Genomic DNA, 23,745 nt, shown 5'->3' with positions numbered 1-23,745 from the left:
TTCACGCGTCGGAACGACACGCGTCCGCGGCGGCCGTTTCGACGCGCGTCATGAAGGCCCTCACGATGGATGGCACGTGGCGGCGCGTCGGCAGCACCAGGTGCATGTCCAGCGGCGGGTAGGTGAACGCTTCGAGCACGCGCACCAGCGTGCCGCACGCCAGTTCGTCACGCACGAGCGGCAACTGCACGCCACCGATACCGCGGCCGGCGACCAGCGCGGCAATCAGCACGAAACTGTTGTTGGCCACGAAGCCCGGCGACACGGTGAGAGTGACCGGTCCGTCCGGTCCGGTCAGCCTGAGCGGGTGGTCGACGCTGCCGCTGAAGCGGACGTGCGGGTGAAGGCTGAGCTGGTCCGGCGTACACGGGGTGCCGTGCCGCGCAAGGTAGTCGGGCGCGGCCACGAGCGCGCGTTCGACCCGGCCGATGTGTCGTGCGACCAGCCCGTTCGGTGGCAAGGGGCCCAGCCTGATCGCCAGGTCCACCCCCTCCGCCACGACATCGGCGATGCGGTCGTCCAGGGCCAGTTCCACCCGCACATCGGGATGCTCCGCCTGGAAGGCCACCAGTAACGGCGCCACCACCTGCTGCCCGATACCGCTGGGCGCCTGGACGCGCAGGCGACCGTGCAGTTGACTCGGGTTGTCCTTCACGGCGGCGTCCGCGGCGGCCAGGGCATCGAGCACCACGGTCGCCTGTTCGAGGTAGCGCGCTCCCGCATCGGTAAGGGTCAGGCGCCGGGTGGTGCGATGAATCAGGCGCACCCCCAGTTCGGCCTCCAGGGCGGCGACCTGCTGGCTTGCCGACGGCTGGCTGATACCCATGGCCCGCGCGGCAGCGGAGAAGCTGCCGCGCTCGGCGACGCGCACGAAGACCTGCATGGCGAGGAGACGATCCATCCGAGTTCCATTGCGATTTCTTATAAGTGTAAGCCTGATGGTCGGACTAATCCTTGCGTAAGGCAGTGAATACGCTGGCGGCTCCTTCTTTCCCATGGAACCCGAGCGCATGCCTTCCCACACCGCCCTCATCGTCGGCGCCCATGGCGTCATCGGCAGCCAGTTGACACGCCATCTCGCCGGGCAATCCGACTGGGCGATCGTCACCGCGTCACGGCGCGGCGGCGAGGCCAACCGCCTCCACCATGCCCTGGCCGTCGACCTGCTGGACCGTTCGTCCAGCCGCCTTGCACTGCGCGAGGCGCGCGAGGTGACCCACGTCTTCTACGCGGCCTACCAGGACAGTCCGACCTGGCCGGGCCTGCTCGGGCCGAACATGACGATGCTGGAAAACCTGCTCGACGGGTTGCTGCCGGTGGCGCACGGTCTGCGGCATGTGTCGATCATGCAGGGCTACAAGGTCTACGGTGCCCACCTGGGGCCGTTCCGCACCCCTGCGCGCGAGGACGATCCGCCCATCCTGCCGACGGAGTTCATGACCGCGCAGCAACGCCTGCTGGAACGCGTCGGCGAGTCCGCCGCCTGGACCTGGTCGGCATTGCGTCCGGCGGTGGTCGGCGGCGATGCGGTGGGTAACCCGCTCAACCTCGCGCTGGCCATCGCCGTCTACGCGTCCGTGTCGAAGGCATTGGACGTGCCGTTGCGTTTCCCCGGCAATGCCCAGGCCTACACCCGCCTGATCGAATTCACCGACGCCGGCCTGCTGGCGAATGCGGCATGCTGGGCCGCCACCGACGCGCCGGGTAACCAGGCATGGAACATCGGGAACGGCGATGTGGTGCGCTGGTGCGATCTGTGGCCCCGCCTGGCCGCATGGTTCGGCATGGAGGCCGCGCCGCCGATGGCGATGTCGCTGGCCGAGGTGATGCCGGACAGGGCCGGCGCCTGGGATGCGCTGCGGGAGCGGCACGGCCTGCCGCCGCTACCCATGGATCACGTCGCGGCGTGGCCTTTCGCGGACTTCGTGTTCTCGTGGACATGGGACATGTTCGGCGACGGTTCGAAGGCGCGGCGTGCGGGCTTCCACGCCTACGAGGACACCGCCGCGATGTTCTTCCGCCTGTTCTCGCGGTTCCGGGAGCGCGGGATCATCCCCTGATGACGGCACGGGAGGCGCGCTACCATCAGCGCATGACAGCGATCCGCCTGACCTTCGACGACGGCCCCGGCCCGTCGACCACCGCCTTGCTGGATGTGCTTCGCGACGCCGGTCGGCAGGCGACCTTCTTCGTCCTCGGCCAGCACGCGGCCGCACGGTGCGATGTACTCGTGCGCATGCTCGACGAGGGCCATGCGATAGGCAATCACACCTGGTCGCATGCACGCGATGGCGAACTTGCCGACGCGTCACTGGCCGAGGAGATCGCAGCCACCGATGCATTGATTCGCGGTGTCTACGTCGCGACAGGCCGGCAGCCGCCGGCCGTCGTTCCCCTGCGGTTGCCGTATGGCGCGCAGGACGGCGATACACGGTTGCGTGTGCTGGCACGACTGGGTCGAGAGCACGTCGGGTGGACGGCCCTGTTCGAAGACTGGCTACAGCCCGCGCCTTGCCCTGCGCAGCTTGCCGGCCGGCTACGTGCGCATGTGGCGGATCAGTCGGCGGCCGGCGAGGATGCGGTCGTTTGCCTGCACGATGGGTCGCCCTGCGCCGAGACGAGGGATGCCACGGTCGAAGCGGTGCGACGCTGGCTGGCGTCGCCGGCGGCGCTGGCCGGCGAGGCCTGAGCCAGCTGCAGCAGCGTTTGCCAGCCGCCGAGGAAGCCCATGCCGGGGCCGGGTATCCACAGGCCGCGTTGTGCGGCCTCCAGGTGGATCAGTACCTGGTCGACACAGAACAGCGTGGCCAGGACGTCACGGCGGGCGATCCACGTCGCCACATCGCCCACACTTCCGGAGCACGCGTAGTTGCACATCGACTGTCCCCACGCGATCGTGTCGAAGCAGAAGGCGTCCTCGCGGGTCACGTCGCGGCTGAGCGCGAACGCCGCGAACGCCGCTTCGAGCCAGGCGGAGCCTTGCCCCACCTCGTCGAAATCCACCACCCCGCGCAGCCGCGCGCCGTGGAAGAGCAGGTTTCCCGCATGGAAGTCGCCATGCAGCCACTGGATCCGCCGCGATGCCCATGACGATGTCGACGCCCGGGCCAGGCAGTCGCCTGCGTGCGTCAGCACAGCGTCGTACTCGCGTTCCCGCACCAGACCGTGCATGAAGGTCGGCATGCCGCGTGAGTACACGCGTCGGTAGCGGGTCAGCAGCCATGCCACCGGATCGCCGGTGTCCGTGGCGGCACGTGCCAGCGCGGCATGCAGCGTCGCCAGGCCGCGCATGGCATCCGCGGAGGCGCCCGGCACGCCGACGGGCACGCCGGTGGTGCCTTCGATGCGTTCGAAGACGTGCAGCCACTGACCGGCCGCCGTCGTGACATGGCCGGCGCCATGCAGCGTGGGGATGATCGTGGGAACGGCGATCGTGTGCAGGCCCTCGGTGGCCAGCGCGAGCATCCGCGCCTCCCGATCCACCTGGGTCGCCGTTTTCCCCGCCCACGACAGGCGCGCGACACAGGGCGGGGCATCGCCGTGCACGAGGAACGACCTGTTAGTATGACCGCCCGTCAAGGGGACCAGGCGCACCTCGCCCCATCCCCAGGCGCGTTGCAGCATCTGGCGCAATGCGCCCTCCGTCACGCCGTCCATGGAAGTCCCTTGCCATGTCCGAACGCATCGCCGCGCGCATGCGCGATCTCACCCTCGCCTGGCTGAGCCGCGCGGGCGAAACCGATCACCTGTTCCAGACCCGCTGGCTGGGCGAGCGGTTCTTCCACCTTCCCGGCGACATGCTGGCCATCCAGGAACTGGTCTGGCGCATCAGGCCACGCTGCATCGTGCAGACCGGCGTCGCGGCCGGTGGCGGTGCGGTGTTCACCGCGTCGATGCTGGAGCTGGTGGGCGAGGACGGGATCGTCGTGGCGATCGAGCCGCGGCTTCGCCCCGACGTACGCGAGCGTCTCGCGGCGCATCGCCTGGCCGAGCGGATACACCTGGTGGAAGGCCACCCGCTGGAGGATGCCACGGTGGCCGCAGTGAAGACGTTGGTCGGTGAGCGGTCGCCGGTCATGCTCGTGCTGGACCTCACGCACACCCACGAGCACGTGCTGGGCGAATTGCGCACCTATGCGCCCTGGGTCACGCCGGGCAGTTATGTCGTGGTGATGGATACGATCATGGAACACCTGCCGCCGGAGACCTTCGCCGGCAAGCCGTACGGCCGGGGCAACAACCCGGCGACGGCCACGCGGGCGTTCCTGGCGGAAGACCCGCGCTTCGTCGTGGATCACGAGATCGAGGACCGGGTGATCATGACCCTGTCGCCCGACGGGTTTCTTCGGCGAGCCGACTGACCAGGCGCGCCGCTTCGTCGGCGCCGGACCGGCGATAGCCGTGTGCGACCCGTGCGACGTTCGCCTGTAGGCCGGGCGAGCCGAGCATCGCCTCGATGGTCGTTGCCGTCTGCGCAACCGATGCATGACGCAGGTCGAGATGCCGTCCCACCCCCGCCTGTTCGATGAAGTGCACCTGGTGGAACTGATCGTTGCACAGCGGCGAGACGATCATCGGCACGCCGAAGGACAACGCTTCCATGACCGAATTGGCGCCCCCGTGGGTGATGAAAAGGGAGGCACGTTCCAGCATTGCCAGCTGGGGCGCGTAGCGCACGGCCCGCACGTTGCGGGGCAACGGTGGCAAGGCATCCGTGTCGATCAGGTCGCCCACGGAAAGCAGCAGTTGCAGCGGCCGGTCGCGCACGGCGTCGATCACCGTCGCGAACATCGCGGGCTGGTAGTAGATCTGGCTACCCAGCGACATGTAGATCAGCGGCAGTGCGGCGTCGAGGCTATCGCCGTCGAACGCGGGCTCGTCGCCGCGTGCGCCCGGCGGAAGCGACGGGCCCACCAGCGTGACACCCGCCGGCGCATCGCCGACGAAGTGCTCCGTCGCGAACGCCAGCGTCAGCCACGGCGAGAGCACGTCGCAGCCGCGGAACCGGGGCGCCATGCCGTGCGCGGCGAACAACGCCGCGCGCCGTGGAGCCAGCGACGCCACGGTACGCAGCAGTTCGGAATCCAGTGACGCCGGAAGCACGGGGTTGAGCGAGTTGGACATCGCGACCCATGGCAGGCCTGCCGCTCCGGCGGCGATCGCGGCGGCGTAGAGCAACGGATCGATGACGACGACATCCGGGCGCCATGCCTGGATGCTGTCGCGGATGCGCGCCACCTCGGGCTCCACGTCGTCGAGCAACAACGAGGTGACCCACGTCCTCAGCCAGGCCGGATCGCGTACCTGCCGGGCGAAGCCGGCGCCACGTCGCCAATCGGCCGGGCGGGGCGATTCGGTGGGTCCGAAACAGGTGAAGCCGCCCGCGCGCGCCAGCTGTGGACGGATGTCGCCCGGTGCGTGGAACGCCACGGCGTGGCCGCCGTGTTTCAGCGCCAGCGCGGGCCCGATGCAGGGATTGACGTGGCCGCGCTCGGGCACCACGCAGAAGAGGATGCGACTCATGCGATGTCCACATCGTGCAGGGTCGCCCAGTGCGACAGCGAGGCGGCGCGGAACATCACGGCGCGCTCGTGTTCGTCGAGCGGCCGGGCATCCTCGCAGCGGCGCAACAGGCGCGGCACGTCCATGACGGCGGCGACCGGCTCGCCGTGGGTGGCCAGCGTGTCGCGCGCGTGCCGCCGGATCGCTTCGCCCGTGCCCTGGTCTTTCGGCAGCGCGGACTTGCGCCGACAACGGATGGCTTCGGGCACCAGGCCGCGCGCCGCCTCGCGCAGCAGCGCCTTTTCCACGCCGTGGCGCAGCGCGTCGTCGGGCGAGACCGATGCGGCGACCTCCAGCAGGTCCGTATCGCCGAACGGCACGCGGGCTTCCAGGCCATGGGCCATGCCGTGGATATCGCCGTTGTGCAGCAGCCGCTGCAGCCAGCGGTGCCGGACCAGCCACTGCGTGGCGCGCAGGCCATCCCCCGGTGTCGACCACGCATGGCCGGCGTCCACGGCCAGCTGGCGATACAGCCCGGCGAAATGGACCAGCGGTGCGTCCAGCAGGCCCGGGCGCAGGTACGGATCGCCGGTGAGCCGCTGCAACACGTGCAGCGGATCGGCAACCGCGTGCGGATCGAGCAGGAAGTGGTAGCCGAAGTGCGTTTCGTCGGCCGCATCCCCGACCATCACCGCCTTCACCCGGCGGCTGGCGGCGCGGGCCAGGTGGTGCTGTGCCACCTCCTGCTCCCAGGCGGGCAGGGCGTCGTTCTGGGTGGCTACATCACGCACGCTGTCGGCGAAGGTGGCGCGCAGGGGTACGACGTCCATGCGTGGCAGGCCCAGCTGCGTCGATGCCAGTTCCGCGTAGGGCTGGTCGTCCGAACCGACGATCAACGAGGCCGCGTAGTCGTACGTGGCATGCCCCTCGAAGGCGAGGGTAAAGCTTTGCGGTGTCGCGCCTGCCTGCTTCGCCAACGCACCGATGAGCGTGGAATCCAGCCCACCGCTGAGGAACAGGCCCACCGGCGCATCGGCGATGAGGGTGTGCCGCACGGCCTGGTCGAGGTGGTGGCGCAGCGTGTGCGCGGTGTCGGTCCACGAGGCCGCCGTGCGCGGCGGATCGCGTTCGACGCACCAGGGCCGGGTGCGTATGCCGTCCTCCGCCACGTGCAGCACATGGCCCGGTGCGAGGTAGGCCATGCCGTCGAACATCGGTCGCGCCACGCCGCTGAAGAACGGCGCCACCAGGTATTCGGTCACCGCTTCCCGATGGGCTCGCGGACGGGTGCGCATGGCGGAAAGGAGGGCCTTGGCTTCCGAGGCGAAGACGAACTCGTCGTGGTCCTGCATGAAGACGAACGGCTTGATGCCCAGGCGATCGCGCGCGGCGAATGCCCGCCGTTGCCACGTGTCCCAGACCAGGAAGGCGAACATGCCGTTGAAGCGCAGCACGCACGCTTCGCCCCAGGTGGCGTAGGCAGCCAGCACCACTTCGCTGTCGCTGGACGAGCGGAACGACCAGTGCGCCGCCAGCTCGCGGCGCAGGGCGTCATGGTTGTAGACCTCGCCGTTGTAGACGAGCACGTAGCGACCGTCCGGGCTCGCCATGGGCTGGGCGCCATGTGGCGCATCCAGCAGGGCGAGCCGGGTGTGGCCAAGCACGGCATGCTCGTCGTGCCAGAGGCCTTCGCCATCCGGTCCGCGGTGACGCTGGCGGTCGCGCACGGCCAGCACGCGCGCGATCTGCCCCCGCGCGCCGCCATCGAAACGGATCAACCCCGCCAGGCCGCACATCAGGCGGTAACGCCGAGGTCGCGCAGCAGCAGGAGCAACGTGGCCCACTGCACCCGTTCCGCATCCGTCGCCAGTGTCGGCACCGGCAGGCCGAGCACGGCGGCCAGCGCGAGGATGGGCGCCGCTGGCAGCAGGTGCCCGAGGTCCATCGGCGGTGCCAGCCGTGCACGCTTGGGGCCTTCGGTCAGGGCGCGCGACACACCGTGATGCCGGGCGAGACGCCGGATGCAGCGCTTGTCCGGATCGGCGGGCGACGAGCACAGGTGCGCCACCACGGGCGTAGCGAGGAACGGCGCGGACAGTTGCACGCCGGCCGCCTCGAACAGGGTCCGGCACAAAGGCAGGTAGTCGGCGGAGCGATCGCGCCTCAGCACCTGGTCCACGCCGTCGCCGGTGATGGCCCGCACGATGCCGTCGCGCGCCATGGCCCGGGCCAGTAGCAGCTTCGCCACCGGATGCAGGTTGTACAGCGGTTCCTCCAGATGACGCATGGCCTCGGGCAGGGCGTCGACGAACGCCTGGGCACCGGCCTCGACCACGATCACCTCGACGCCCCGGCGGCGTGCCGTCTCGCAGGCCGCCGCGCGCTCGTCGTAGCCGGGAAGGCCGGTGGCGAGGACGTAGACCGGGAGGTGACGGATGCCGTGGGTATGCAGCAGGCCCAGGATCAGGGCGGAGTCCAGGCCGCCACTGAGTGCGACGGCGGTAGTCCGCCCATCGGCCAGGACGTCGCGCAGGGCGTCGAGCAGCAGCGTTTCCAGGTCGCCCGCGGTGCGGCGCAGCGGGCGCTCGATCACTGCCAGCCCCTCGCTCGCCTCAACGAGGGCGTAGCCGGGAGGCACGGCCCGGACGTCGGCCAGGATCGTGCGATCGGCATACCGTGCGCCGGTGAGATAACCGCCGATCGCCTGGCTGTCCAGCGGCCCCGTTGGCAGCTGCGCTTGGCGCAACAGCTCGCGGATGCCGCCGCCGAACGTCGCGCTGCGGGGATGGTAGACGACCTGCCTGATCCCGAAAGGATCGCGCTCGCGAAGAATCATGCGAAGCGGGCCTTTGCGGCGTCGAGTTCGGCCCGCCCCATCATGCGGTGCGGCTCCATGACGGCGCTGCCGCCGTGACAGTGGAAGCAGGCCCGCAGGGGCGCCTCGCGCGACAGGTAGGCGTGGATCTCGTCGGCCAGCGAGGGGCCGTCGTGCAGCGGCAGGCCATCCTGCGTGAAGTCGTCGCGCCCGCGGTGGAGGGTGTGGAAATGCGCGGGACGGGTGCAGGTGTAGAAGATGCCGTCGCGCAGCAGGTGGCACCGCTCCCGCAGCCAGCAGTCGTGGTAGATCGCCTGCGTTTCCGCGACATCCGTGGAGGCGGGGTCGCGCGTCATCCGGACGAACTGCGCCTGCGGCTTCCAATTGAGGCGCACGTCGAAGCGCGCGGCCATGGCTTCCACGTGCCGTATGCGTTCGTCGGACAGGCGGGGTCGCGGATACAGCGAGATGGTCAGGGCGTCCACGCCGGCCCAGAACGCGTCCGGCATCCTGTCCAGCAGCAACCCGTTGGTGGTGACCGAGATCGTCGGCGCGATACCGGTGCCGCGCACCGCTTGCAGGATATCGACGAGCGCGGGATGCAGGGTCGGCTCGCCGCCCACCAGCTTGAACACACGGGGTTGCAGCACGCGCGCGGCGCGGCGCAGGTCGGCGCAGAGCGTCTCCGGATCGGCTGTCCACGCAGGCAGCAAGGGCGACAGCGAACAACACTCCACGCAGGTCAGGTTGCAGTGGTCGACGATGTGAGCCTCGAGCGACCGTGTGCGGATACGTCCGTCCACGATGGGGTAATGCCGCTCCATGGGAGGCGGAAACACGTGTTGCCGTTCGCTGGACATCAGTGCGATCCCTCGATGGTGTCGACGAAGAACGCGCCGAGGCGCTCGCGCCCGCGCGCCAGCATCGTCACCATCTCCATCGCACCCAGTAGCCGCTGGTCGAAGCCCGGCAGGCCGTCCAGCCAGCCCTGCAACACCCAGTGCTTGGTGGCGTGCATCAGGCAGGCCACGTCCACCGCCCAGCGCATGTGCCCGGCGCGCAGCGGGCGGCGTTCCCGATAGGCATGAACGAAGGTGCGCGCCAGCGCAGGAGCCTGCAGCGGAAGATGGTTGAGACAGCGCACCACCTCGAATTCGCGCGGTGCGCCGATGGAAGCTTCCCAGTCGATGACGAGCGGCGGCAGCGTGTCGCCGAACAGGTAATTGAACTGGTTGTAGTCGTTGTGGATAGGCCGCTGGGTATCGTCGGTGGGGAAGCCTTCGACGGCCCCGGGGTAACACGCAGCCAGCATCTCGCGGCACAGGGCCAGATAGCGCGCCACCCAGGCGGCGTCGATCCGGGGATGGGAAGGAAACGGACGATCCGCCAGCTCCAGCTCCAGCTTCGCGCGCTCCACCGCGGGATCGATATGGGCCAATCGCGCGGAGAGCGTCTGCGGAGCCTGCCCCGGCATCGCGTCCAGGCGCGCGTGCAGGGTGCCCAGGCCACGGCCCAGCGCGGCCCACTCGTTCGCGGCGTAGGTGTCGTAAGCACGGTAACGGCCCGTCTCCCACCGCGTGACCAGAACGCAGCCACCGTCCGGCTGCCCGGCCCATGCCGCACCGTCACGGGTGGGTACAAGGGTCTGGACACGGATGTCCGGGCTCGCCGGGCCCTCGCCGAGAAAGGCCAGGATGCAGGCTTCCCATTCGCCGCGTGCCCGATCGGCGGCCGCGAACGTCTTCACCGCGACCTCGCCGACGTCGCTCCGCCAGCGCGCCACGCGTGTGGTGACCGGCTGGCCGTCGCCGCGCAGGCGTAGGTCGTAGGCGGCGGGAAGGGTGGGCAACGACGTCACTCAGATCGCCTCGCCCGGGCCGTAACGGTAGGGATGGCCGGTGAGGAAGCGGTTGTGGCCCACGTAGCGCAGGTTGTACATCGCGGGGCGGAACAGCATGCGCGGCTCGTTGTTCGCGATGCCCAGCAGGGGGTAGAGCGCGCGATCGACGAAGAACGCGTTGTTGCCCATGTCGTCGCAACACACCAGCTCGTAACCCCGCGTGGCGCCCAGGGCCACCAGCGATGCCAGGCTGGCTCCGTAGTGAGTCGATCCATCCCAGTTGTGTTCGGGGTCGTAGGCCATCACCCAGCGCTCCGGCGGCGGGTAATACGGGTTGTACTCGATGACCACCAGGCGTGCGCGATGGCGCTGCATGCCTTGCCATACCCAGTAATCGTTGCCGTCGATATCCAGCGAGAGCAGGTCGAACACCGCCGGCACGCCGGCGGCGTCGAGCAGGTCGTCCACCGTATCGGGCTGGACGCGCTCGCCGACCAGGCGCACGTTGCCCGCGTCGCCGTAGGTCTCCTTCAGGCGCCCGAAGCGGTATGCCGAGCCTTCCACGAGGGTGCCCAGCCAGCCCAGCTCGCGCAGCAACAGCGCCGTGTTGCTGTTGCGCAGGCCGTCGCTCGCGCCGATATCGACGCAGTAACGACTGGCTGGCGCGACACGGTCCAGGATGCGTGTGAGGATGGCTTCCTCGGTGCCCTGCGCGTAGAGGCTGGGAGCCAGACGCGACAGGTCGAGTGGTGGAATCCCTGCGGACATGGCCTGCCGACGGCTGCGTGACGTGGCCGGCATGATATCGAAGATCACGCGGTGGCGTGTACGATCGTGTCATCGACGAACAGGTGACGACATGTCCAAACCCATGAAGATCGACTTCGTTTCGGATATCGCGTGCCCCTGGTGCGCCATCGGCCTGGGTGGGCTGGAGCGCGCGCTGGAGCGGCTGAACGGCGAGGTCGACGCGCAGATCACCTTCCATCCCTTCGAGCTCAACCCGCAGATGCCGCCTGGCGGGGAAAACACGCTGGAACACATCGTCGCCAAGTACGGCATGTCGGTTGACGAGGTTCGGATGAACCGCGAACGCATCACGGCGCGCGCCGCCGACGTTGGGTTCGCCATGAACACCTCCGACGACAGCCGCATCTACAACACCTTCGATGCGCATCGCCTGCTCGCCTGGGCCGCGGAACAGGGCAGGCAGCACGCGTTGAAGCGGCGACTGCTCGCGGTGAACTTCACCGACCAGGCCGATCCGGGAAACCGCGACGTGCTGGTCGCGGCAGCGGCCGAGGTGGGCCTGGATGCCGCGGCGGCGCGGGAAGTGCTCGACACGGGGCGCTACGCCGAGGACGTGCGTCGCGACGAAGCGTTGTGGCAAAGCCGTGGCATCACCGGTGTGCCGGCCGTGGTGGTGAACGACCGTTACCTCATCTCCGGCGGGCAGCCGCCGGAGGAGTTCGAGCGACAGCTGCGCAAGATCGCGCAGGAGTCGCCCTGACTAACCGGCCGCGTGGGCCGGCAACAGCTGCCATCGGCGCAGCTGGTCGATGGTTCGCGCTACGCTGTCTTCCGCCCGGATGGCCTGCCCGAGCGCCGTGGCCGCCGTTTGCATGGTGGGCTGTTGCGTCGCGCGGAGGGCATGCGCAAGGTCGTCGCTGGTGAACCGGCGCCGGTCGAGCGGCGGCGGCGCCACGCCCAGGCCGTGCAATCGCCTGGCCCAGAACGGCTGGTCGCCGAAGAAGGGAATCACCACCGACGGAATGCCCGCGCGCGCGGCCGCCGCCGACGTGCCCGCCCCGCCATGGTGAACCGCCGCGGACATCAGCGGTAGCAATCGGTCGTGTGGCGCATGGTCCAGTACGAAGACCCGTTCGCGGTCGATGTCCTCCGGTGGCGACAGGCCTCCCCAGCCGGTCACGAGGACGGCGCGTTGCCCACTCTTGCACAGGCCGTCCAGCAGCGTGTCGGTGAATTCGCGGGATCGCGCACCGACCATGCTGCCGAAACCGATGTAGACCGGACGCGGCCCCGCATCGAGGAACGCCTGCAACGCGGACGGCGGTGCCCAGGACGGATCGTCATGAAACCAGTAGCCGACCACCTGGCTGCGATCTTCCCAGTCGTCCGGACGGGGCAGCACCTGCTCGCTGAAGCCGTAGAGCACCTTGTCGTGCCCATACACGCCGTCCTGCGGCGGCCCACGCCAGGGAAAGCGGGGCAGACCGAGCGCCGGGCGCACCACGCCGTTCACCGCGGGGCACATGACCCGCCACACCAGCAGGCGCAGTAGGCGGTAAAGGGCCAGGTTGACGCCGCCAGGCAGGGATAACCCGTTCCCCCCCAACGTCAGCGGCGGCAGCCGCCGCGAGGGTGCAAGCGGTTGCAACTGCACTGCCACGAACGGCAGGTCGTGCGCCTCGGCCAGGGATCGGGCGAGCAGGGTGGCACTGCCCGAGCCGATCAGCAGCGTGGCCGAGCGACACGCCTCCCGGCCCTGCGCGATCCAGTCACGGGCCCACTGGGCGTAGCGGGAGCGAAAGATCCTGGCCACCGTGACAAGCCGATCGGGACGCGCGGACAGGGTGGGGTCGCTCGCCAGTGTCGCCTTGAAGTCGCCGGTGAGCGGCGCGAACGCCAGCCCGGCCGCGAGGATCATCGGCGCAAACGATTCGCTGGTCACGATGCGCACGGCGTGGCCCGCGCGCTGCAGGCCGACACCGAGCCCCACGTACGGCTGGATGTCGCCCCGCGTTCCCAGGGTGAACAGAACGATCACCGGACCGCCTCCTCAGGTGGTGGCGGCGACGCGCGCCGGGGAAAAGCGCGCTTCGCCCAGCCGGTGGCGCAGTTGCCGTGCGATCTCCATGGCGGGGGCGGGCTCCAGCATAGCCTGGTGATGGCAGTCGACGTCATGGACATGGAAGCTGCCGCCGACCCACGGCTGCCAGGCGTCCGGATGCTGATGGAACACCTCGGACGACGCGACCGCGGTCTTGCGTGTCGCATGGAAGAAGATGACGTCGGTATCCACGCGGGCCGGTCGATAGCGGCGGGCCATGGCCAGGTGCTGGCGGGTGAGGGCGATGACACGGGCGATGAGGTCCGGATCGCGCTGGCTCAGGGCTCGCACCACCGGCAGGTTGAAGACGTCGTAGGAGTCGCATAGCAGCGTGGCCAGCGCATCCATCGACACCGGTGCGTCCTCGCCCGCGAACTCGTGCAGACCGAGGAAATGCAGCACGGCGCGTACCTCGTCGGCGTCGTCCACGGGCAGTTCGGATGCGGTGAAGGGATAGGCATCCAGCATCGCCAGGAACTCGACGGACTCGCCTTCCGCTTGCAGGCGCGCCGTCATGGCATGCCCGATCAGTCCGCCCATGGACCAGCCCAGCAGCCGATACGGACCCTCCGGCTCCACCTGCCGGATCTGCGCGACGTAATCGTCGGCCACGTCCTCGATCGTGTCGTGCGTGGCGGCAGCGACCAGTGCGCGGGACTGCAGGCCGAACACCGGCTGGTGGGCATCCAGGTGGCGTAGCAGCCCACCGTAGCTCCAGCTGATTCCCACGGCGGGATGGATGCAGAACAGGGGCCGGACGTCACCGCCGGCCCGCAACCGGAGCAGGGGCGCCAGCGGGCTGGCGTCGTGATGTTCGGCGCGCTCCAGGACACGGGCGAGCCCGGCGATCGTGGATGCGTCGAAGAGACTGGCCAGCGACAGTTCGGATCCCAACTGGGACGAGCATCGCGCGACCATCTCCGCCGCGGCGAGCGAGTCGCCGCCCAGGGCGAAGAAGTTGTCGTGGATACCGATCCGCTCCACGCCGAGGATGTCGCGCCACAGGCCGGCCAACTGCTCTTCCGTGGGGGTGCGCGGCGCCTCGTAGGTGGCCTGGCGCAGCAGCGTCGGCGCCGGCAGTGCCGCGCGGTCGAGCTTGCCGCTGGCCGTCAACGGCATGCTGTCCAGGCGGAGGATATAGGCGGGCAGGACCGGTTCGGGCAGGTGGCGCGCCAGTCCCATGCGCAACCGGGCCTCGTCGAAGGGGCGATCCGCGGACGGCACGACATAAGCCACCAGCACGGTCTTGCCGGACTCGTCCGGACGCGCGACCACCGCGGCCATGTGCACGCCAGGCAGGGCCAGCAGGCGGTGCTCGATCTCGCCCGGCTCGATCCGGTAGCCGTTGATCTTGACCTGCTGGTCGACACGACCGACGAATTCGAGCTGGCCGTCGTCACGCCAGCGCACCAGGTCGCCGGTGCGGTACATCCGTCTTTCCGTTGCCGCGAAGGGATCGGCGACGAACCGCTCGGCGGTGAGCGGGGCGCGGCGCAGGTAACCCGCCGCCACGCCGGCACCGGCGATGTACAGCTCGCCGGTGGCACCGGGTACCACCGGCTGGCGCTGGCGGTCGAGGACATACACCTGGGTGTTGCTGATGGGACGCCCGATCGGCGGCGGCGAGATGTCGCCGGCATCCAGGTCGGCCACCGTGGACCAGATCGTGGTTTCCGTGGGGCCGTAGAGCTGGGTGACCCTGCGCGCGCGCTGCAAGAGTCGGGCGGCAAGGTCCTCGGTCAGGGCCTCGCCGCCGACCAGTGCGTGCACGGTGTCGAGCCGCAACGCCGCGTGGGCCAGCAGGATCCGCCACAACGACGGGGTGGCCTGCACCACGGTGACGCCTTCCTCGTCGATCAGCCGTGCCACGGCGGCCGGCTGCCGGAGCGTGGCCGTGTCGGCCACCACCACCTGCGCACCCACCACCAGCGGCAGGTAGAACTCCAATCCGGCGATATCGAAGGTCACCCCCGTGAGTGCGACGAAGCACTCGCGCTGTTCCGGCGCCAGCGCATGGACCATCGCCTGCAGGAAATGCGACAGGTTCGCGTGGGTCACCTGCACGCCCTTCGGCTTGCCGGTCGAGCCGGAGGTGTAAAGCACGTAGGCGATGCCGCTGGCCTGGCACCGGTCGGGATGCCGCGACACCGGCAGGGGTTCGTCCTCGATGTGGACGAGCAGCATGCCGCCATGCGGCAGCCGCTCGCCGATGTCCCGCGTGGTCACCAGGGCCAGCGGCTTCGCATCGTTGAGCATGTCGTTCACGCGCTCGACCGGTCCCTCCGGATCGAGCAACAGGTAAGTCGCTCCCGCACGCATGACGGCCAGCAGCAGCACCAGCAGGCGTTCGTCCCTTGGTAGCGCCAGTGCCACGATGTCGCCCGGCTCGATGCCGTCGTCGATGAGCTGCTGGGCATACGCGGCGCTGCGGTCGTGCCACTGGCGATAGGTCAGTTGTCTTCGTTCCGAGCGTATGGCCACGGCATCCGGCGTGCGCGCCGACCACGCCGCCAGCAGCTGCGGCAGGGGGCGCGCATCGACAGGGCATGTCGTCGCATTCCAGTCGTGCATCAGTCGCCGACGCTCGGTGGGCTCGAGCAGGTCGATCGCGGCGAGCGGCTGCGAAGGTGTCTCCAGCACCGCATCGATCATCCGGACCAGTCGATGCCGGTGCTCGTCCAGCTCGGCCATGTCGTACAGCGCGGGACTGGCGTCGAAATCGAAACGAAGGTCGGCGCCGTTGCCCCGGTCATAAACGAACACGGTCAGATCCTCGGCGGACCCGTTCGATGCATTGTGTGCCTTGGCCGATCCACCGGCGAAATCCAGTGCGTAATCGAAGGGCTCGATATTGATGCCCAGCCGGGCCAGGTGTTGGCCCTGGCCGACCAGCCCCAGGTCGCGCCGCACGTCCTCGTAGCGGTACTGCTGGTGACGCAGCGCGCTGCGCACCGTGGTGGCCACCTGGGCGAAGAGCTGGCCCGCCGTCATCTCGGGCGACAGCGCCAGGCGGATGGTGACCGCGTTGGCCACCATGCCGGGCGTGCGCCGCCACACATCGCCCATCCGGCTGGACACCGGCATGCCGAACACCAGGTCTTCGGCACCGGTCAGTCGGTAGTAGTAGGCGGCGACCAGGGCGATCAGCACCTGGGGCAGGCTGGTCGCATGCTGCTGACCCAGCAGGCGCAGGCGATCCACCGTGGCGCTGGACAGATGGCCCACACTCCGGAGCAAGCCGCCCGCACTGCCTTGCGGTCGCCTGCGGGCGAGGGTCACGGCATCGGGCAGTCCTGCCAGTTGCGCCGTCCAGTAGTCGCGGTCGCGTCCGAAGCGGGACGACGACCGGTATGCGGCCTCCGCATCGACCAGTTCCGCCAGCGCACCGAAGTCGCAGGGGCCCGGGGCCTCCTGCCGCACGAACGCCGTGTAGAGTTCCGCCACGCGCTGCGCCACCTTGCCGCCGCTGTAGCCGTCGTATACGGCATGGTGGGCACGCTGGTACCAGTAGAAGCGGTTGCCGTCGAGCAGGAAAATCGCGCTGACCCACAACGGATCGCGTGCAAGGTCGACGGGCTGGCTCAGCTCGTCGAGCATCCACGCCTCGGCCGCCGTGCGCGGGTCGGTCACGCCGCGAAGATCGATGCATGGAAACGTACCGTTATAGACATCGCGAACGAACTGGAACGGACGTCCGTTGTCTTCGTCGATACCCACGCGCAGCGTCTGTGCTTCGTCGGTCACCTGGAGCAGAGCTCGCCTGAAATGCTCCAGGTGCAGCGCGCCCTCGATCTCCACGAACTCCGCGATATTCATGGTGGTGCCGGGTGCGCCGACCTTGTGTCCCACCCACAGTCCCCTTTGCGCCGTGGTCAGCGGCAGCTTGCCTTGTCGTTCGGTATGCATGGTGTTCCCCGCGTTAACGACAGGCAGGACGATATCCGCCGATCTTGTTTGGCCGTCTGAAAAAAAAAGATTTCTTAAGTAGTGTTGAGAGTGAATATGACACTGCGTGGTCGGACGCTGTGTCGCGCATCACAGTCACGGCATGCCGCAATGCAGGCGGCGAATTCGGGCGTTCGTGGCGCATAAGCATTTTCCGGCGGGCTGCCGAAACGGCGTGATCGCGCGGTTACCACCCTGGGTGGCATTACAGGCAAAATAGCGGGTTGGACGCGCTCCACGGCTGTGTGGCGTATCGCTCCGGTTTTCCTCTTTCTCTTTACGGATCATGCTTTTGGACACTACCGCCCCCCTGGCCGACGTCACCGCCGAGACCGCGCTGCTGGAGCGCCTGCGTGCGGCGACGCAGTTGCTCGAGTCCGTCGCGGCCGACAGGCTGCTGCTTGACCGTTTGCCGGCCGATGATCGTCAACGCCTGTACCAGGCGGTGGCGCAGGTCTATCACCCCGACCCGGGTGAGCGCCGCATCAAGCTGAAAGTTGCCCAAAAAGCGCGTCATGCCGAAAAGATCAAGGCCGAGGACGACGTGCTCAACCAGACCGGCATCCGCGCGCTGCGGCGCAAGCCGGTGTTCACTACACCCAACGTCTTCGCGCCCGAAGGGTTCGAGGCCAACGATATCGGGCCCGACGCCGATGCCGCGCAACCGCGCGAATCGATCGAGCCGAAGCATTGCTATGTGTGCAAGCAGAAATACTCGGCCATCCATTTCTTCTACGACCAGTTGTGCCCCACGTGCGCTGCATTCAACTACGCCAAGCGCACCGAGCTGGTGGACCTTCGCGGTCGCGTGGCGCTGCTGACCGGCGGTCGCGTGAAGATCGGCTACCAGGCCGGCCTGAAGTTGCTGCGTGCCGGCGCCGAACTGATCGTCACCACGCGCTTCCCGAGGGATTCCGCGGCGCGTTACGCCGAGGAGCCCGACTTCGGCGAGTGGGGCCACCGCCTCCAGGTCTACGGGCTGGACCTGCGGCACACGCCCAGTGTGGAAGCGTTCTGCCAGGAACTGGTCGCCACGCGGCCACGCCTGGATTTCATCATCAACAATGCGTGCCAGACCGTGCGTCGTCCACCGGACTTCTATGCGCACATGATGGAGGGTGAGACGGCCGCCCTGCACGACATGCCCGAGCACGTGCGCAAGCTTGTCGGCCATTACGAGGGCCTGCGCGGCTCACACATCCTGCCCGATGCCGCCGCCTCGTCCGGCGGGCTCGCCGGCCAGCGGGCACCGTTGCCGGGACTGACCCGGGCCGCCGAGCTCTCGCAGCTACCGCTGCTGCCCGAGGAACTGCTGGCGCAGAGCCACCTGTTCCCGGAGGGCCGGCTGGACCAGGACCTGCAGCAGGTGGACCTGCGCGAGCGCAACTCATGGCGCTTGCTGATGGCCGAGGTGCCGTCGGTGGAACTGCTGGAGGTGCAGCTGGTCAACGCCATCGCACCGTTCATCATCAACGCGCGGCTGAAGCCGCTGATGCTGCGCACGCCCGAGCGCGACAAGCACATCGTCAACGTCTCGGCGATGGAGGGGCAGTTCTACCGCAACTTCAAGACCACCCGCCATCCGCACACCAACATGGCCAAGGCGGCGCTCAACATGATGACGCGCACCTCGGCCACGGATTACCGGAACGACGGGATCCATATGAACAGCGTCGACACGGGCTGGGTGACCGATGAAGATCCGGCCGACCTGGCGGCGAAGAAGGTGCGGGAAGAACGGTTCCACCCGCCGCTGGATATCGTCGACGGTGCGGCGCGGATCGTCGATCCGATCATCAGCGGGATCAACACGGGCGAGCATGTGTGGGGGCAATTCCTCAAGGACTATCGGCCGACGGACTGGTAAGCACAGGGGCCGTCGCCTGGGACCACCATGCGTTTTCGGCAGGCTTTCACGCATGGCTTCCGGGGATCGCTTAGGGTGAATGGCGGCCCTTCCGCCGCTCCCAGGAGACGTTTTGCCATGACATGCCATGCCTCGTCGTCCCACGATCTTTCCGCTCCCCGCGCCTTCGCCCGCCTTCGTGCCACGGAAGTCACCCCCACGCTGAAGGAAGAGAACCGCGGCAACGTATTCCTCACCGTCTATACCGATCCGGATCGACCCGAGCCGGAAGTCGGCATCATCGGCGGCTGATTCACCTGTCCGCACCTTGCGCCCCGCCTTTCGCGGGGCGCATTCGTTTAGGGAGAGACAGCATGACCGGGACACGTCCGCTCATCCTCGCGCCGCACAGCGATCCGCACGCCAGCGCGCTGGCGTGGGCGATCGAGCAGCAGGGTGTGGAGCCGCTGTGGTTCGCGGCCCTGCCCACGGCGCCTGGTTCGCATTACCGCTTCCACATCGACGCGGACGGCGAGTCGATGGATGCGCCGTTCGACCTGGCCGGCGGCATCACGGCCGTGTGGAACCGACGGTTCCAGGAGCCGAAGCCGCATTGCGCGGAGGCGGACCGCACTTTCGCCGCCTGGGAATGGAAAATGTTCCAGCGCAGCGTGTTCAGCCTGGACAGCACGTTTGCGCGCCCACTCTGGGTCAACCCGATGGACGCGGCGCGCCACGCGGAGAACAAGCTGGTGCAGCTAAGCGTGTGCCGGCGCCTGGGCATTCCCTTCCCCGACACCGTGGTGACCACCGTCGCGGCCGAGGTACACGCCATGCGCGCGCGTTGGGGCCGGATCGTCTTCAAGAGTTTCCTGGTCCACCAGTGGGAAGAGCGCGACAGCGGGAAGATGCACGCGGTCGGCGTCACCTTGCTGGACGGCGACAGCGACCTGCCGGCGGAGGCGATCGCCGTGTGCCCGGGTATCTACCAGCGCTATATCGAGAAGACCTGCGACGTGCGCGTCACCGTGATCGGCGACCGTATGTTCGCGCTGGCTATCCGCAAGGACCAGGGCGGCGGCTTCGTGGACTGGCGCACGCATGCGGGCGATCCCGAGCTGCGCGCGGAGGGTATCGTGTTGCCCGAGGCGCTGGAGGCGCGACTGCGGGCGTTCATGCGGGAGCTGGGGCTCGTTTTCGGTTGCATCGACCTGGTGATGGATGCCGAGGGTGGCTTCCATTTCCTGGAAGTGAACCAGGCGGGGCAGTTCCTCTTCGTCGAGGACATGCTGCCCGGCTGCCCGATCCTGCGGGCCATGACGGCGATGCTGGTCACCGGGCGGGTGGACTATGCGCTGGATGACGTCGGCGATGTTTCGATGAAGGGCTTCTGGGCGTCGGACCGGTTCGACCGGTTGCGCGAGGCGGTCGATGAGGCGCCGCCGGAGCGGGTGTTGTTTACGGTGGAGTAGGTTGGCAGCGCTGACCCGTATAATGGCGGGCTCGACCTTTTTTGTAAGCGAGCCGCCTCGTGCCGAACTCCAATATCCCCGCATGCCCGGTCTGCGGCATGGAAAACACCTACCCCGATGGCGAGATGTACATCTGCCCGGACTGCGCCCATGAGTGGCCGCAGCAGTCGGCTGCTGCCGACGAAGGCGTAGCTGTCGTGCGCGACGTCCACGGCAACGTGCTCAACGAAGGCGACTCCGTCGTCGTCATCAAGGACCTGAAAGTCAAGGGATCCTCCATCCCGTTGAAGCAGGGTACCGTGATACGCAACATCCATCTGGTGGACGGCGATGCGGAGCACATCGAAGGGAGCTCGGACAAGATCAAGGGGCTGGTGCTCAAGGTGTGCTTCTTGAAGAAAGCCTGATCGCTCAATACTGGTACTGCATCGTCACGCCGATGGTGCGCGGCTGGTTCAACGCCACGCGGCGCGTCGTCGGCAGGTCGGCCGAGATGGCCACCGGCAGGTCGGTCTCGCCGCGCTTGTCGAACAGGTTGGTGGCGTACAGCGAGATATCGAAACCGTTGCGGCCTTCCATACCCACGCGGATGTTGGTGGTGGCAAAGCCCTTGCGACGGTAGAACGGGCTTTCGCGGTCGTACAGGAAGTTGGAGTCGCCCACGTAGCTGATGTCAGCACGCATGAAGCCGTCGTACTGCGCGTTGACCCGGTGGCGATACTCGCCGGCCAGCGAGCCGGTGAAGCGGGGCACATTGACCAGGCGGTCGCCGTCCTTCGCCGAGGTGCCGGGCACGTCGTTCTTCAGGTAGGCATCGTTGTAGCTGAAGCCGGCGCTCAGGGTCACGGCATTGACGGGCAGGAATTTCAGTTCCAGTTCCGCGCCCTGGCTGACCGCGCTACCAAAGTTGGCGGTGATGTTGTAGCCACAGCCGAGCACGATCTGCTGCTGCACGTGTTTCCAGTCGATGTGATACACGGACGCGTCGACCAGCAACTTGCGGTCGAGCAAGGCGCTCTTGAAGCCCAGTTCGTAGTTCCAGAGGGTGTCCGGGTTGTACTTGTTCAGCTGCGACTGGCTGAGGCCCAGCCCCGAGACCTCCGAACCGCACAGCGTGGCCGGGGCAGGGTTGTTCGGGCCGCCGGGCCGATACCCTTCGGAGGCCGTGGCGTAGACCATGTCGTCGGGCGTGACCTGGTACTGCAGCGTGAACTTGGGCGTGCTGCCGTAATCCTTCGATTTGCTCTGTACCGCGCTCGGGCCACCGTTAAGCAGGCCATCGCCGGTCTGCGAGAAGCCCTGCTTGACCTCGAAAGCACGGATGCCCGCGCTGGCCTTCAGCTTGTCGGTAATGTTCCAGGACAACTCGCCGAACACAGCATACTCGTCGAGGGTGGCGTTGCGCCCGCCCTGGTAGATGGTGGAGTAGGCCGGGAACGGGGTGCCGAAGGTCTGGTTGAAGCCACCCGGGTAGGGAATGGACGAGTTCAGCGGCGCGCGCACGTCGTGGTAGAACGCACCCAGGATGGCCTGCACCGGGCCATCGAACTTACTGGTGGCGCGGAGTTCCTGGGTAAATTCCTTGTTCTTGTAGCTGCCGTACATTGTCGTGGGGTAGACGCTGGGCAGCCCGAAGAAGTAGTTGATCACCTTGGAACTGTCGTCACGGATGCTGATGTCGCGGGTGAAGTACGAGCTGGACGACATCAGTTCGAAAGCGTCGAACTGCTTGTGGATGGCGATGTTGGAGATCGTCGACTTCTGGATGTTGGTCTCGTTGACGTCACGCACCTGGTACGGGTTGTCGAGCGACGCGGGAATCTTGTCGTAGGTGAACGGAGAACCCAGTCGGGAATACTGGTAGATGACGCTGGGCGTGATCGTCAGCGAATCGTCCGGCTTGATCAGCATGGCCACGCGGGCCCCATACGTCTTGTACGTATTGACGTTGTCCTTCTTCCCGCCATCCGGGTCCGCCGCCAGGTAGTTGGCGGGCGAGATCGGGTAGCGATCGATATAACCGTCGTCGTCGCGGTAGTAGGCGGACAGGCGCAGCGCGACGGTGTCCTTGATCAGCGGCACGTTGAGCACGCCATTGACGTTGGCATTGGGGCCGCCATGGTACGTGCCCGAAACGTCCGTCCGGATGCGCGCCTCGACGAAGTCCAGGTCGGGTTGGTTGGTCACGTACTTGACCGTGCCACCCATCGAACTGGAGCCGTAGATCGTGCCCTGGGGCCCGCGCAGCACCTCCACACGCTCGATATCGAACACCGAGGGATCGATGACGCCACGCGTGGACAGCAGCGCGGCATTGCTCGACGCGGCGATGGGCACGTCGTCGAGGTAATAGCCTACCGTGGCGGCGGAGCCCGCGCTCGACGAGATACCGCGGATGATCAGATTGTTGGAACCCGGGCCCGAGGAGGCGACCGTGAGCGACGGCGCGATACGCGCCAGGTCGACGAGGCTGGTCACGCCCTGGCGTTCGAGCTGCTCGCCGGTCAGCGCGGTCATGCTGATAGGCACCTTCTGGATGTCCTGCTCGCGCTTGGCGGCGGTGACCGTGATGCCCTCGAGGCTCTGCGGGGTGTCGGACGCCTGGGTCTTCTTCTTGCCGTTGGCCGGATCGGTGGCGTCCTGCGCGGCGGCCGCGCCCGTGGCCAGCGCCACGGAGAGCAGGGCGGTGTAGAGCAGCGTGCGCTTGAGATCTTGGTTCATGGAAGCCCCTGCCGATCGGCTGGATGGAAGACGGTCTTGAGAAACAGGCATACCCTTCGCGCACGCGCGCCGCCATGGCGAGCGTGTTCTCGAGCAAGTGTGCGTTGCGCCCCCTGGCGCCGGACGTATAGCCGTCTGAACCGCTTTTTTGCGGCAGTGCAGCGAGCCCTGTTTCGATCAGATCAAAAAGTTTTGATGGAGTCAAGCTTTTACGTTAGTCTGCCAACGGACCGACCGCTGCCATCCGGCCATGCTTGCCGGTGTCGGCGGAAGGGCAACTTCCCACATGTTCCAGGGGTGCCATGAAAACCTTGTCCGTTCTTTTCTGCGCCCTGGGCGCCGTGGTGACGACTGCCTCCATGGCGGCTGAAGCCCCAGCCGAACCGGTCGCCCAGGCCATCAAGCAGACACTCGATGCCAGTGCCGCCTCATGGTCCGCCGGCGACCTGAAGACCTTCATGGAGTGCTACGAGCGCGCGCCAGGCACGCGCTACGTGGGTTCGAGCGGTATCGTCGAAGGGTACGAGGCGATCGAGGCGATGTACGCGTCACGCTTCCGGACACCCGGTGCCGGCCTGGGCAAGCTGACCGTGGACATCGTCGACGTCAAGCCCCTGGGCACCCAATACGCCTTCGTCATCGGCCGCTACCACCTCAAGCCGGACAACGGTGCCGAGGTCTCGGGCTTCACTTCGCTGCTGTTCCACAAGGTCGGCACGCGCTGGCTGATCAGCAGCGACCACAGCTCCTAAT

Annotated in this window: 19 protein-coding genes and 1 pseudogene; 9 read left to right on the top strand and 11 right to left on the bottom strand. The window is 67.7% G+C overall.

The window, feature by feature from the left end:
* Position 1: 1 nt before the first annotated feature.
* Complete coding sequence (locus tag FA89_RS14265; protein WP_036141410.1) at positions 2-901, bottom strand: LysR family transcriptional regulator; 900 nt, start codon at positions 899-901, stop codon at positions 2-4.
* A 109-nt stretch (positions 902-1,010) separates the two neighbouring features.
* Here FA89_RS14265 and FA89_RS14260 point away from each other — a divergent pair, with 109 nt between their 5' ends.
* Both FA89_RS14260 and FA89_RS20875 read left to right on the top strand, forming a co-directional pair.
* Entirely contained in the window at positions 1,011-2,060 is a 1,050-nt protein-coding gene (locus FA89_RS14260; protein ID WP_221174312.1) for an SDR family oxidoreductase, read from the top strand.
* Positions 2,060-2,446, top strand: a pseudogene (locus FA89_RS20875) (polysaccharide deacetylase family protein); the annotation flags it as partial. The gene FA89_RS14260 and the pseudogene FA89_RS20875, both read left to right, overlap by 1 nt.
* Positions 2,447-2,556: 110 nt before the next feature.
* Here the strand turns inward: FA89_RS20875 and FA89_RS20870 are convergent.
* Positions 2,557-3,657: a phosphotransferase gene (locus FA89_RS20870; RefSeq protein WP_051938808.1), complete on the bottom strand. Its 1,101-nt coding sequence runs from the start codon at positions 3,655-3,657 to the stop codon at positions 2,557-2,559.
* A 14-nt stretch (positions 3,658-3,671) separates the two neighbouring features.
* Here FA89_RS20870 and FA89_RS14250 point away from each other — a divergent pair, with 14 nt between their 5' ends.
* Entirely contained in the window at positions 3,672-4,361 is a 690-nt protein-coding gene (locus tag FA89_RS14250) for a cephalosporin hydroxylase family protein (protein ID WP_036141403.1), read from the top strand.
* Here FA89_RS14250 and FA89_RS14245 read toward each other — a convergent pair.
* Genes FA89_RS14245 through FA89_RS14220 form a run of 6 tightly spaced genes read right to left on the bottom strand, consistent with a single transcriptional unit; the run spans position 4,318 to position 10,973 of the window.
* Positions 4,318-5,523 (bottom strand): glycosyltransferase, encoded by a 1,206-nt coding sequence (locus FA89_RS14245; protein ID WP_036141400.1) that lies wholly within the window; start codon positions 5,521-5,523, stop codon positions 4,318-4,320. The two genes, FA89_RS14250 and FA89_RS14245, sit on opposite strands and share 44 nt — an antisense overlap.
* The gene (asnB, locus tag FA89_RS14240) at positions 5,520-7,346 is read right to left on the bottom strand and encodes an asparagine synthase (glutamine-hydrolyzing) (protein ID WP_221174311.1); all 1,827 of its coding nucleotides are present in this window, start codon (positions 7,344-7,346) and stop codon (positions 5,520-5,522) included. The genes FA89_RS14245 and asnB overlap by 4 nt, the downstream gene beginning before the upstream one ends.
* Positions 7,298-8,338, bottom strand: coding sequence for an asparagine synthase-related protein (locus tag FA89_RS14235; protein ID WP_036141396.1), 1,041 nt, complete (start codon positions 8,336-8,338; stop codon positions 7,298-7,300). Before FA89_RS14235 ends, asnB begins: the two co-directional genes overlap by 49 nt.
* Entirely contained in the window at positions 8,335-9,177 is an 843-nt protein-coding gene (locus FA89_RS14230) for a radical SAM protein (RefSeq protein WP_051938807.1), read from the bottom strand. Before FA89_RS14230 ends, FA89_RS14235 begins: the two co-directional genes overlap by 4 nt.
* Positions 9,177-10,175 (bottom strand): phosphotransferase enzyme family protein, encoded by a 999-nt coding sequence (locus tag FA89_RS14225; RefSeq protein ID WP_051938806.1) that lies wholly within the window; start codon positions 10,173-10,175, stop codon positions 9,177-9,179. Before FA89_RS14225 ends, FA89_RS14230 begins: the two co-directional genes overlap by 1 nt.
* Positions 10,176-10,973, bottom strand: coding sequence for an FkbM family methyltransferase (locus tag FA89_RS14220; protein WP_221174310.1), 798 nt, complete (start codon positions 10,971-10,973; stop codon positions 10,176-10,178).
* Between the two features lie 43 nt (positions 10,974-11,016).
* On the opposite strand from FA89_RS14220, the gene FA89_RS14215 reads away from it, so the two are divergent.
* Positions 11,017-11,667 carry a DsbA family oxidoreductase gene (locus tag FA89_RS14215; RefSeq protein ID WP_036141394.1) on the top strand — a complete coding sequence of 217 codons (651 nt, stop codon included), beginning with the start codon at positions 11,017-11,019 and terminating at the stop codon, positions 11,665-11,667.
* Here FA89_RS14215 and FA89_RS14210 read toward each other — a convergent pair whose 3' ends face one another.
* Positions 11,668-12,945 carry a glycosyltransferase gene (locus FA89_RS14210; RefSeq protein WP_051938805.1) on the bottom strand — a complete coding sequence of 426 codons (1,278 nt, stop codon included), beginning with the start codon at positions 12,943-12,945 and terminating at the stop codon, positions 11,668-11,670.
* A 12-nt stretch (positions 12,946-12,957) separates the two neighbouring features.
* On the bottom strand, positions 12,958-16,914 hold the full coding sequence (locus FA89_RS14205; protein WP_051938804.1) for a non-ribosomal peptide synthetase: 3,957 nt from the start codon (positions 16,912-16,914) through the stop codon (positions 12,958-12,960).
* A gap of 331 nt (positions 16,915-17,245) precedes the next feature.
* Between FA89_RS14205 and FA89_RS14200 the strand changes: the two genes are divergently transcribed.
* The 4 genes from FA89_RS14200 (at position 17,246) to FA89_RS14190 (ending at position 20,678) form a co-directional block, all read left to right on the top strand.
* Complete coding sequence (locus FA89_RS14200; protein ID WP_036144431.1) at positions 17,246-18,820, top strand: SDR family NAD(P)-dependent oxidoreductase; 1,575 nt, start codon at positions 17,246-17,248, stop codon at positions 18,818-18,820.
* 117 nt (positions 18,821-18,937) lie between these two features.
* Positions 18,938-19,111 carry a hypothetical protein gene (locus FA89_RS20270; protein WP_185754377.1) on the top strand — a complete coding sequence of 58 codons (174 nt, stop codon included), beginning with the start codon at positions 18,938-18,940 and terminating at the stop codon, positions 19,109-19,111.
* 62 nt (positions 19,112-19,173) lie between these two features.
* A complete protein-coding gene (locus FA89_RS19340; protein WP_051938803.1) occupies positions 19,174-20,271 on the top strand; it encodes a hypothetical protein in 1,098 nt (365 codons plus the stop codon).
* 59 nt (positions 20,272-20,330) lie between these two features.
* Positions 20,331-20,678 carry a zinc ribbon domain-containing protein YjdM gene (locus FA89_RS14190; RefSeq protein WP_036141391.1) on the top strand — a complete coding sequence of 116 codons (348 nt, stop codon included), beginning with the start codon at positions 20,331-20,333 and terminating at the stop codon, positions 20,676-20,678.
* 4 nt (positions 20,679-20,682) lie between these two features.
* Here FA89_RS14190 and FA89_RS14185 read toward each other — a convergent pair whose 3' ends face one another.
* Positions 20,683-22,992 (bottom strand): TonB-dependent receptor, encoded by a 2,310-nt coding sequence (locus tag FA89_RS14185; RefSeq protein WP_036141389.1) that lies wholly within the window; start codon positions 22,990-22,992, stop codon positions 20,683-20,685.
* A gap of 302 nt (positions 22,993-23,294) precedes the next feature.
* Here FA89_RS14185 and FA89_RS14180 point away from each other — a divergent pair, with 302 nt between their 5' ends.
* On the top strand, positions 23,295-23,744 hold the full coding sequence (locus FA89_RS14180; RefSeq protein ID WP_051938801.1) for a YybH family protein: 450 nt from the start codon (positions 23,295-23,297) through the stop codon (positions 23,742-23,744).
* Position 23,745 lies beyond the last annotated feature (1 nt).

This window comes from Luteibacter sp. 9135 (genome assembly GCF_000745005.1).
GTDB lineage: Bacteria > Pseudomonadota > Gammaproteobacteria > Xanthomonadales > Rhodanobacteraceae > Luteibacter.
Note: the sequence above shows the minus strand (reverse complement) of the source record. Positions and strands in the feature narration are given on the sequence as shown.

Bases quoted from the DNA above. Each gene is read 5' to 3' on its own strand.
- FA89_RS14265 (WP_036141410.1), bottom strand. From the start codon at position 901: ATGGATCGTCTCCTCGCCATGCAGGTCTTCGTGCGCGTCGCCGAGCGC.
- FA89_RS14260 (WP_221174312.1), top strand. From the start codon at position 1,011: ATGCCTTCCCACACCGCCCTCATCGTCGGCGCCCATGGCGTCATCGGC.
- FA89_RS20870 (WP_051938808.1), bottom strand. From the start codon at position 3,657: ATGGACGGCGTGACGGAGGGCGCATTGCGCCAGATGCTGCAACGCGCC.
- FA89_RS14250 (WP_036141403.1), top strand. From the start codon at position 3,672: ATGTCCGAACGCATCGCCGCGCGCATGCGCGATCTCACCCTCGCCTGG.
- FA89_RS14245 (WP_036141400.1), bottom strand. From the start codon at position 5,523: ATGAGTCGCATCCTCTTCTGCGTGGTGCCCGAGCGCGGCCACGTCAAT.
- FA89_RS14235 (WP_036141396.1), bottom strand. From the start codon at position 8,338: ATGATTCTTCGCGAGCGCGATCCTTTCGGGATCAGGCAGGTCGTCTAC.
- FA89_RS14230 (WP_051938807.1), bottom strand. From the start codon at position 9,177: ATGTCCAGCGAACGGCAACACGTGTTTCCGCCTCCCATGGAGCGGCAT.
- FA89_RS14215 (WP_036141394.1), top strand. From the start codon at position 11,017: ATGTCCAAACCCATGAAGATCGACTTCGTTTCGGATATCGCGTGCCCC.
- FA89_RS14205 (WP_051938804.1), bottom strand. From the start codon at position 16,914: ATGCATACCGAACGACAAGGCAAGCTGCCGCTGACCACGGCGCAAAGG.
- FA89_RS20270 (WP_185754377.1), top strand. From the start codon at position 18,938: ATGACATGCCATGCCTCGTCGTCCCACGATCTTTCCGCTCCCCGCGCC.
- FA89_RS19340 (WP_051938803.1), top strand. From the start codon at position 19,174: ATGACCGGGACACGTCCGCTCATCCTCGCGCCGCACAGCGATCCGCAC.
- FA89_RS14185 (WP_036141389.1), bottom strand. From the start codon at position 22,992: ATGAACCAAGATCTCAAGCGCACGCTGCTCTACACCGCCCTGCTCTCC.
- FA89_RS14180 (WP_051938801.1), top strand. From the start codon at position 23,295: ATGAAAACCTTGTCCGTTCTTTTCTGCGCCCTGGGCGCCGTGGTGACG.